This is a genomic window from Streptomyces graminilatus, assembly GCF_001418565.1.
Classification (GTDB): Bacteria; Actinomycetota; Actinomycetes; order Streptomycetales; family Streptomycetaceae; genus Streptomyces; species Streptomyces graminilatus.
Genome location: NZ_LIQQ01000705.1, coordinates 1 through 9,308, shown reverse-complemented (window position 1 = coordinate 9,308; position 9,308 = coordinate 1). Strand labels below are relative to the sequence as shown.

The 9,308-nt window shown below is 72.2% G+C and carries 9 protein-coding genes; 8 read left to right on the top strand and 1 reads right to left on the bottom strand.

What is annotated here, in order from left to right:
• Nucleotides 1-904: aminotransferase-like domain-containing protein (locus AOK08_RS40295; protein ID WP_157877011.1), on the top strand; the 904-nt coding region annotated here is incomplete at its 5' end.
• Between the two features lie 111 nt (nucleotides 905-1,015).
• The gene (locus AOK08_RS40290) at nucleotides 1,016-2,257 is read left to right on the top strand and encodes an MFS transporter (RefSeq protein WP_055535321.1); all 1,242 of its coding nucleotides are present in this window, start codon (nucleotides 1,016-1,018) and stop codon (nucleotides 2,255-2,257) included.
• 3 nt (nucleotides 2,258-2,260) lie between these two features.
• Here the strand turns inward: AOK08_RS40290 and AOK08_RS40285 are convergent, their stop codons facing one another.
• Complete coding sequence (locus tag AOK08_RS40285) at nucleotides 2,261-2,746, bottom strand: ATP-binding protein (protein ID WP_055535319.1); 486 nt, start codon at nucleotides 2,744-2,746, stop codon at nucleotides 2,261-2,263.
• 251 nt (nucleotides 2,747-2,997) lie between these two features.
• Between AOK08_RS40285 and AOK08_RS40280 the strand changes: the two genes are divergently transcribed.
• From AOK08_RS40280 to efeB, 6 genes are all read left to right on the top strand, one after another.
• Entirely contained in the window at nucleotides 2,998-3,867 is an 870-nt protein-coding gene (locus tag AOK08_RS40280) for a hypothetical protein (protein WP_055535317.1), read from the top strand.
• A gap of 189 nt (nucleotides 3,868-4,056) precedes the next feature.
• Nucleotides 4,057-4,785 (top strand): YcnI family copper-binding membrane protein, encoded by a 729-nt coding sequence (locus AOK08_RS40275; protein WP_055535315.1) that lies wholly within the window; start codon nucleotides 4,057-4,059, stop codon nucleotides 4,783-4,785.
• Between the two features lie 138 nt (nucleotides 4,786-4,923).
• Nucleotides 4,924-5,577 carry an SCO family protein gene (locus AOK08_RS40270; RefSeq protein WP_055535313.1) on the top strand — a complete coding sequence of 218 codons (654 nt, stop codon included), beginning with the start codon at nucleotides 4,924-4,926 and terminating at the stop codon, nucleotides 5,575-5,577.
• 23 nt (nucleotides 5,578-5,600) lie between these two features.
• The gene (locus AOK08_RS40265; RefSeq protein ID WP_055535323.1) at nucleotides 5,601-6,041 is read left to right on the top strand and encodes a copper chaperone PCu(A)C; all 441 of its coding nucleotides are present in this window, start codon (nucleotides 5,601-5,603) and stop codon (nucleotides 6,039-6,041) included.
• A 19-nt stretch (nucleotides 6,042-6,060) separates the two neighbouring features.
• The gene (locus AOK08_RS40260) at nucleotides 6,061-8,040 is read left to right on the top strand and encodes a copper resistance CopC/CopD family protein (RefSeq protein ID WP_055535311.1); all 1,980 of its coding nucleotides are present in this window, start codon (nucleotides 6,061-6,063) and stop codon (nucleotides 8,038-8,040) included.
• A gap of 8 nt (nucleotides 8,041-8,048) precedes the next feature.
• Nucleotides 8,049-9,308, top strand: a 1,260-nt coding sequence (gene efeB / locus AOK08_RS40255; protein WP_055535309.1) for an iron uptake transporter deferrochelatase/peroxidase subunit, incomplete at its 3' end; no start/stop codon positions are given.

Here is a 9,308-nt window from a genome sequence, read left to right as displayed (position 1 = left end):
CCTCGGGCGCGCCCGAGGAGTGCTCGCGCCACCCGAGCGGATCGTGATCACCTCCGGGTACGTACAGGGGCTCGCGCTCCTCACACGCGTCCTGGACGGCGCCACGATCGCCATGGAGGACCCGGGGCTGCCCTTCCACCGGGAGGTCGTACGGCGGGCCGGCGGCCGGGTCGTGCCGGTGGGCGTCGACGAACGCGGCGCGCGCGTGGAGGAGCTGGCCGCCCGCAACGAGGTCTCGGCGGTCGTCGTCACGCCCGCGCACCAGTACCCGACCGGCGTCACCCTGCACCCGGAGCGGCGGCGGGCGCTCACCGACTGGGCACGCGCGCGTGCCGGGCTGGTCGTCGAGGACGACTACGACGGGGAGTTCCGGTACGACAGACAGCCCGTCGGCGCTCTTCAGGGCATGGCCCCGGGACAGGTCGCCTATATGGGCACCGCCTCCAAGACGCTCGGGCCCGCCCTGCGCCTCGGCTGGATGGTGCTGCCCGCCCATCTCGTCGACGCGGTGGCCGAGGCCAAGCTGCACAGCGACTTCCACACCGAGACCATCGGCCAGCTGGCCCTCGCGGAACTGATCACCAGCCACGCGTACGACCGGCACGTGCGCGCGTGCCGGCTGCGTTACCGGCGTCGCCGGGACCGGCTCGTCGAACTGCTGGGCGCCCGTCGGAACGTGCGGGGGATCGCGGCGGGGCTGCATGCCCTGATGGAGGTGGCCGACGAGGCGGCGGTCCTGGCGCGGGCCGAGGAGGCAGGCCTCGCGGTGGGCCACCTCGGCGAGCACTGGCACGCCGCGGTGGAGGGGCGGGCACAAGGGCTGGTCGTCGGGTACGGGACGCCTCGGGAGCGCGTCTACCCGGAGGCGTTGAAGGTGCTCGGGCGGGTTCTGGAGGGTGACTGAGCGCGTTGTCGGCAGTCGGATCGGGACTTGGACCAGGGGTGGAATTGGGCCACAGAAAGGTGTGCCCATTGGGCCTGCCCATCGGTCCACCGGGCTTCTAACGTCGTCCCCATGACCAGCTCCCTCGTCCCGCCCGCAGGCCCGCAGCGCGTCCTCGCCCTGGCCCAACTGGCCAACTCGGTCGGCGACGGGGCGTACTACGTCACCTCCGCCCTCTACTTCACCCACGTCGTCGGGCTCGCCCCCGCGCGCGTGGGACTCGGGCTGACGCTCGCCTGGGCGGTCGGTTCGCTGGTCGGGGTGCCGCTCGGGCGGCTCGCCGACCGGCGCGGGGCGCGCGGGACCGCCGTACTGCTGGCGCTCGCCACGGGGACCGCGGTGGCGTCCTTCCTCGTCGTGCGCGGCTTCGTGCCCTTCGTGATCGCCGCCTGCGCCTACGCCTCCGCCCAGTCGGGGCTCGCGGCGGCCCGGCAGGCGCTGCTCGCCGGGCTGGTGACCGCCGGGGACCGGACGCGGCTGCTCGCGCATCTCCAGTCCACCCTCAACGCCGGTCTGGCGGTGGGCGCCGGGCTCGGGGGGCTCGCGCTGAGCGCCGGGACACGGGCCGCGTATCTCGGGGTGTTCGCGCTGGACGCGGTGAGTTTCCTGGTGTGCGCGGTACTGCTGCGGCGGCTGCCTTCGGTGGCACCCGTCGCCGCCTCCACGCAGTCGCGGGGTCCCGGCGTGCTGCGCGACCGGCCGTACGCCGTCGTGACGCTGCTCAACACCGTGCTGCTGCTGCGCATGCCGTTGCTCAGCCTCGGGATCCCGCTGTGGATCACCGAGCGGACCGGCGCTCCGGCCTGGGTCGTCTCCGCGCTGTTCGTGCTCAACACGGGAGCGGTGATGGTGTTCCAGGTGCGGATGGCGCACGGGGTGACGGGGCTCGCGTCGGCCACGCGCGCGGTACGGCGCTCCGGGTGGGTCATGCTCGCGGCGTGCGCGGTGTTCGCCCTGTCGGCGGGGGTGAGCCCTTGGGTGGCCGTCGGTGTCCTGGTGGTCGGCGCGGTGCTTCAGGTCGTCGCCGAGATGGGGCAGTCGGCGGGATCCTGGCAGCTCTCGTTCGAACTGGCCCCGGCCGACCGCGTCGGCGAGTACCAGGGCTTCTTCGGCACCGGCGTCACCGTGGCCCGTACCGCCGGCCCCCTCGTCCTCACCACGCTGCTGGTGGGCTGGGGAACCCCGGGGTGGCTGCTGCTGGGCGGGGTCACGCTGGTGGCGTCGTACGCGATGGGACCGGCGGCACGGAAGGCCGCCGTCGGCCGGGCGGGCGTTACCGGCGCGGCTGTCGGGCGGCCCGTCTCAGTGAGCTGACCGTCACACCGCCATCAGCGGCGCGCCCTTCTGCCACTTGAGGATCTTGTCGAAGCTGACCACCGCGCCGCCCCGGCCCGGCTTGTTGCCGATGGTGACGTGGTCGGCCAGCTCCTCGATCAGCGACAGGCCCCGGCCGCTCTCCGCGTCGTACGGGACGGCGGCGACCGGGACCGGGCGGCGCGCGGTCTCCGGCGCCGCCGGACCCGCCTGGGTCGTCGGGAAGCCGGGGCCCGAGTCGGTGACCTCGATGCGGCACTTCTCCCCGTCGAGGTACGCGGTGACGCGGTAGGCCCCGCGGGAGTCGTCGTGATCGGTGTCCCCGCCGTGCTCGACGGCGTTCGCACAGGCCTCGCTGAGCGCGACGGAGAGGTCGAAACAGATGTCGGGGTCGACGCCCGCCGTCTCCATGGTGCCCAGCAGCAGGCGCCGGGCGAGCGGGACGCTCGCGGCCTCACGCCGAAGATGGAGTGACCACCAGATGCTCATGCTCCAGCCTCCAGGCCGCGGCTCGACATACCTGTACGTATTGCCGCCGGTGGCAGTGTGTAAGCACGCAGTTGACGTGATGCCGCCCATACGGGGGATGCACTCAGGGGCTCATTCGGTGTATGTGGGGCGTCAACTCACAGACGAGATCTTCCGGTTGTACGTGGCCCTAGGTGGCGGTAATAGTCCGTAACCCACCTTTTGGACCTGCCGTACGGGGGTCCTGGGTCCAGTGCGATGATGAGCCCGCCATGACTGCCCGCCGCCGGCGCACAGCGCCCTCCGGAATCGCCCTCCGGATGCTGAGGGCCGCGGTGTTCTCCGCGGTCTGTGTCGTGCTGGCCGGGGCCGGTCACAGCCTCGCCTCCTGCGCCGCCGTCCCTCTGTGGACCCTGGGCGCCGGATTCCTCGGGGTCCTCGCGTGCGTGGCACCGCTCGCCGGGCGGGCCCGCTCGCTGCCGGGCATCGTCGCCCTGCTGGCCGTCGGCCAGACCGTCCTGCACACCCTGTTCGAACTCGGGCAGCACACCACGTCGTCGGCGATGGCCTCCACGGCAGCCGCCGCCGACACCGCCCTGGTCGCACGGGCCGCCCGGCTGCTGTGCGGCGTACCGCTCGCGGCGATCAGCCCGGCCCAGGCCCAGCGGATCCTCGCCGACGCCCGGATCAGTACGGGCAGCGGCACGGGCAGTACGGGCGGCACCGGGTCGGGTATCGGTGGCGGGATGGACATGGGGGCCATGCACCACTCGGCCGGCGCCCTCGCGTCCGCCGGATCCGGTGCCTCTCCCACCGCCCTGCTGCCGCCGCTGCCCATGCTGCTCGGGCACGTCCTCGCGGCCGTCGCCACCGGCTGGCTGCTGCGGCGCGGGGACCTGGCCCTGCTGCGGCTGATGCGGCTGTCGGCGCACGGGGTGGCCGAGACGGCGCTCGTACGCTCCCTGCGCGGGGCGCTCGCGCTGGCGCGCACGCTCCGTACAGGTCTTCCGGGTACGCCCGGTACGGCACCGCACGCACCGCGCGCGTGGACCCTCGTACCCCTGAAGCCGTCCACCGGGGCGCTCCAGCACACGGTGATCCGGCGCGGACCGCCGGCCGCCGCGCTCGTGCTCGCCGCCTGACACGACGCGACCGCTCCCCGTAGGACATCCCGGGCTCTTCGGATCCGGGGGTTCGAGTGCGAGGAAGAGCCGCCGTCGTGCGGCACGCGCGCGTGTGAACCGTTTCGCACGCGCCTCCCTCTTCCACTCCGATCTGCCGGACTCCTCTCCGGCCCGTCGGACCTCACTCGAAGTGGAGCGCCTTCCCTCATGAAGGTTTCCCGTATCGCCGCCGCCGGCGCCCTCGCCGGTGCCGCCGTCCTCGCCCTGTCCGGTCCCGCCTTCGCGCACGTCAGCGTGTCGGCCGAGGGAACCGCCGCCAAGGGCGGCTACGCGACCGTCAACTTCAAGGTGCCGAACGAGCGCGACGACGCCTCGACCACCAAGGTCGAGGTCAGCTTCCCGGCCGACCATCCGCTCGCCTCGGTGATGCCGGAGGCGATCCCCGGCTGGACCGCCGAGGTCACCAGGGCGAAGCTGGCCAAGCCCCTCGAAATGCACGGCGAGAAGATCACCGAGGCGGTCTCCAAGGTCACCTGGACCGCCACCGACGGCAAGGGCATCCGGGCCGGCTTCTTCCAGAAGTTCCCGCTCTCCCTCGGCCAACTGCCCGAGGACACCGACGAACTCGTCTTCAAGGCGCTCCAGACGTACTCCAACAAGGAGGTCGTCCGCTGGATCGAGGTCCCCAAGGACGGCGCCGAGGAGCCCGACAACCCCGCTCCGGTGCTCGCCCTGTCCGCCTCGACCGGGGACCACCACGGCGGCGGCGCGGCCGGCGCGGAGCCTGAGCAGGCCGCCTTGAAGACCACGGCCACCGCCGCCGAGCCCGCCGACAGCGGCGACACCACCGCGCGCGTGCTGGGCGTCGTGGGCATCGTCGTCGGTGTCGCGGGCGTCGCGTACGGCGTGGCCGGCCGTCGCCGCACCACCGTCTGACACCCGCTCACCTCCGGTGCGCGCCGGGGGCGTGCGGTTGCCCCGTACGCCCCCCGTGTCCAGTACACCCGCGGTGTCCAGTACACCCTTGGACGCGCACCGAACCTTCCACGAACAACACCTTCGGGAACTCTCCTTATGCGCAAGAAGCTGTTCGCCGCGTCCGCTCTGCTCGTCGCGGCCACCCTGACCCTCTCCGCCTGCGGCAGCGGGGACGACGCCGGCAAGGCCGTCGCCGATGTCTCCGTCGAGTCCGGCTCGGACAAGGCGGCCACGATCCTCGACCAGCCGTTCGAGAAGCCCGACCTCGTCCTCACCGACACCCAGGGCAAGCCGTACGACTTCCGCGCGGAGACCAAGGGCCGCCCCACACTCATCTACTTCGGCTACACCAACTGCCCCGACGTGTGTCCGCTGACCATGAGCAACATCGCCGTCGCCAAGAAGCAGTTGTCCAGGGCCGACCAGGACAAGCTCCGCATCGTGTTCGTCACCACCGACCCGAAGCGGGACACCCCGGCCGCGCTCGGCAAGTGGCTCAAGGGCATCGACCCCCAGGTGGTAGGCCTGACCGGCGACTTCTCCACCATCCAGGCGGGTGCCCGCACCCTCGGCATCTCCATCGAGCCGACGTCGAAGGACAAGAACGGCAAGACGATCTCGATGCACGGCACCCAGGTCATCGCCTTCTCCCCGAAGACCGACGGCGGATATGTCCTGTACGGCGAGGACGCCACCGTCGACGACTACATCAAGGACCTCCCCAAGATCATCAAGGGGCAGAACCCGTGAGGCGTCTCTCCACGGTGACGGCCATGGCACTCGCCGGGGCGCTCGCCCTCACCGCGTGCGGGAGTTCGGACTCCGGGGACTCCCCGGACGGCGCCGCCCTGTTCGTCGGCTCCGCCTACATGCCCCAGCCGGTCTCGGACTCCATGGCGGCCGGATTCCTCGTCATCACCAACAAGGGCGCCACCGATGACGTGCTCACCCGCGTCACCAGCGACATCGCGGGCGAGGTCACCATGCACAGGACCGTCGGACAGACCATGGAAGAGGCCCAGCGCCTCGACATCCCGGCCCACGGCGCACTCGTCCTCCAGAGCGGCGCCGACCACCTGATGTTCGAACAGCTCAAGCGCAAACCGCGCGAGGGCGAGAAGGTCTCCGTGCTGCTGCACTTTGCCAAAACCTCGCCGATCACCGTCGAGATGCCGGTGAAGCCGGCGACGTACAACCCGAAGACCGGACACTGAGACCGAGGGAGGGATCACTGTGACACAGACCATCGCCCCGCGCGTGCGGCCCCTGGTGCTGCTGTTCCTCGCGTTCGCCGCCGCACTGCTCGCCGGACTCGCCGGCGCCGCGCCGGCGTCCGCGCACGCCGCGCTCACCGGCAGCGCCCCACAACAGGGTGTGGTGGTCGACAAGGCCCCGGCCCAGGTGACGCTGACCTTCTCCGAGAAGGTCGCCCTGTCCGACGGCTCGTTCCGCGTGCTCGACCCCAAGGGCAAGCGCGTCGACACCGGCAAGGCGACCGAGCTGAGCGGCACGACCTACGGCGTCCCGCTCCACGCCGGGCTGCCCGACGGCACGTTCACCGTCGCCTACCAGGTCGTCTCGGCGGACAGCCACCCCGTCTCCGGCGCCTTCACCTTCTCCATCGGCGCCCCCTCCGTCACCTCCGTCTCGGTCTCCGAGGAGACGGCGGGCGGCGGGGTCGTCGGCGCCCTCTACGGCATCGGCCGGTACGTCTCGTACGCCGGTTTCATCGTCATGGTCGGCGGCGCCGCCTTCGTCCTCGCCTGCTGGCAGCGCGGCTCGGGCGTACGGGCGCTCCAGCGGCTCGTCGTCTCCGGCTGGCTCGCGATGACCGCGGCCACGCTCGCGCTGCTGCTGATGCGCGGCTCGTACACCGGCTCCGGCACATTCGGCGACATCTTCGATCTGGGCCTGCTCGGGAACGTACTCCAGACCAAGACGGGCGCCGCCCTCGTCTCCCGGCTGCTGCTGCTCGCGGCTGGCGCGCTGTTCATCGCGGTCCTCTTCGGGGCGTACGCCCGGCCCGAGGACGACGATGCGGCCGAGACCGAGGACGACCCCGACGACGGTTCCGCGCGGCGGGACCTCACCTTCGGGCTCGCCATCGGCGGCGGGGTCGTGGCGGTCGGACTGGCCGCCACCTGGGCGCTCGCCGAACACGCCTCGACCGGCCTGCAACCCGAGATCGCGATGCCCGTCGACATCGTCCACCTGATCGCCGTCGCCGTCTGGCTCGGCGGCCTCGCGGCACTCCTGGTCGCCCTGTTCCGGGCGCCCGTGGACGCGCCGATCGAGGGTTCGGCCGTACGCCGCTTCTCGCGCGTCGCCTTCGGCAGCGTGCTGGCACTGGTCGCGACCGGCGTCTACCAGTCGTGGCGACAGCTCGGCTCCTGGTCGGCGCTCACCGACACCTCGTACGGCCGGTGGCTGCTCGTCAAGATCGGTCTGGTGGTCGTCCTCGTCGGCATCGCCTACGTCTCGCGCCGCTGGACCGCCCAACTGCCGGAGACCGCGGCAGAGGCGACCGAGGCGGCGGACAGCGCCGAGGGTACTGAGGCTTCGGAGGACCAGGCCGCCGATTCCGAGAAGGAACCCGTCGCCGTCGTGGCCGCCGGGGGCTCGGACCCCGAGCGGGCCGCCCAGCTCGCCCGGCAGCGGGCCGCTGTCGGCACCGCGCGGCTGAAGCGGCTCCGCGCCGGCGACCCCCTGCGCTCGGGGCTGCGCCGCTCGGTGCTCGCCGAGACGGGCATCGCCGTCGTCCTGCTCGCCGTCACCACCGTGCTGACCTCCACCGAGCCCGGCCGGACGGAGGAGGAGGCCAAGGCCGCCGCCTCGGCTGCGTCCTCCTCCGCCGCCACCCCGGACGCGACGGGCGCCCTCACCCTGGACATCCCCTTCGACACCGGCGGCCAGGACGGCAAGGGCCTCGCGCGGGTCGACATCAACCCCGCCCGCGTCGGCGGCAACGTCATGCACGTGTACGTGGAGCGGCCCAACGGCAGGGCGTTCGACGTGCCCGAGGTCAAGGTCGCCTTCACCCTCACCGCCAAGAACATCGGGCCGCTGCCCGTGAACCCGGACCGCGTCGCCACCGGACACTGGACGGCGAACGAGGTCCAGATCCCCATGGCCGGCGTCTGGAAGATCGCCGTGACCGTGCGGACCTCCGACATCGACCAAGTGACCGTCGACAAGAACGCTCAGATCGGCTGAACCGCACCATGGCTGACCAGTCCAGCAGGGAAAACAGCAAAGAAAGCAACATCTCGCGGCGGCGGCTGCTCGGCACCGCCGGGGCCACCGGGCTCGCGCTGGGCGCGGCGGGCGGGGCCACCGGTTACGCCGTCGGCTCCGGATCCGGCGCATCCTCCGATGCCTCCCCCGATGCCTCCGGCCCGTCCCCGGCGCTCTCTTCAGTGGGCGCGAGCATGGCAACGTTTCACGTGAAACATCAGCCGGGCATCACCGAGGGCCTCCAGGCCAGCGGCCACCTCGTCGCCTTCGACCTGGCGGCGGGCGCCGGCCGTAAGGAAGCCGCCGCTCTGCTGCGCCGCTGGTCCGACACCGCCCAGCGGCTCATGGCGGGCGAGGCCGCCGCGCACAACGACACGGATGTCGCCCGGGACGCGGGCCCCTCGTCCCTGACGGTCACCTTCGGCTTCGGGTACGGCTTCTTCGCCCGCACCGGACTGGAGAAGCAGCGCCCGGTCGCGCTCGATCCGCTGCCCGAGTTCTCCTCCGACCACCTCGACAAAGCCCGCAGCAACGGCGATCTGTGGGTGCAGATCGGCGCCAACGACGCCCTGGTCGCCTTCCACGCCCTGCGCGCGATCCAGAAGGACGCGGGCAGCGCCGCCAGGGTCCGCTGGCAGATGAACGGCTTCAACCGGTCGCCGGGCGCCACCGCCCACCCGATGACCGCCCGCAACCTGATGGGCCAACTGGACGGCACCCGCAACCCCAAGCCGTCCGAGACCGACTTCGACAAGCGGATCTTCGTGCCCGCCACCGGCGAACCCGCCTGGATGGCCAACGGCTCCTACGCCGTCGTACGCCGTATCCGCATGCTCCTCGACGACTGGGAGCGCCTGTCGGTCAAGCAGCAGGAGGACGTGGTCGGGCGGCGGAAATCGAACGGGGCGCCGCTCAGCGGCGGGACCGAGACGACCGCGATGGATCTGGAGAAGGTCGACGCCAACGGCGATCTGGTGGTCCCCATCAACGCCCACGCGCGGATCTCCCGCCCCGACGAGAACGGGGGCGCGGCCATTCTGCGGCGCCCCTTCTCCTTCCACGACGGCATCGGGGCGGACGGGACGCCCGACGCGGGGCTCCTCTTCGTCTGCTGGCAGGCCGACCCGCTGCGCGGTTTCGTCCCCCTCCAGCGCAAGCTCGACCGGGGCGACGCGCTGTCCACGTTCATCCGGCACGAGTCGAGCGGGCTGTTCGCGGTGCCGGGCGGGGCGGGCGAGGGCGAGTAC

What these genes read in the sequence shown, in the direction of transcription:
- AOK08_RS40290 (WP_055535321.1), top strand. Translation starts at nt 1,016, where the DNA reads ATGACCAGCTCCCTCGTCCCGCCCGCAGGCCCGCAGCGCGTCCTCGCC.
- AOK08_RS40285 (WP_055535319.1), bottom strand. Translation starts at nt 2,746, where the DNA reads ATGAGCATCTGGTGGTCACTCCATCTTCGGCGTGAGGCCGCGAGCGTC.
- AOK08_RS40280 (WP_055535317.1), top strand. Translation starts at nt 2,998, where the DNA reads ATGACTGCCCGCCGCCGGCGCACAGCGCCCTCCGGAATCGCCCTCCGG.
- AOK08_RS40275 (WP_055535315.1), top strand. Translation starts at nt 4,057, where the DNA reads ATGAAGGTTTCCCGTATCGCCGCCGCCGGCGCCCTCGCCGGTGCCGCC.
- AOK08_RS40270 (WP_055535313.1), top strand. Translation starts at nt 4,924, where the DNA reads ATGCGCAAGAAGCTGTTCGCCGCGTCCGCTCTGCTCGTCGCGGCCACC.
- AOK08_RS40265 (WP_055535323.1), top strand. Translation starts at nt 5,601, where the DNA reads ATGGCACTCGCCGGGGCGCTCGCCCTCACCGCGTGCGGGAGTTCGGAC.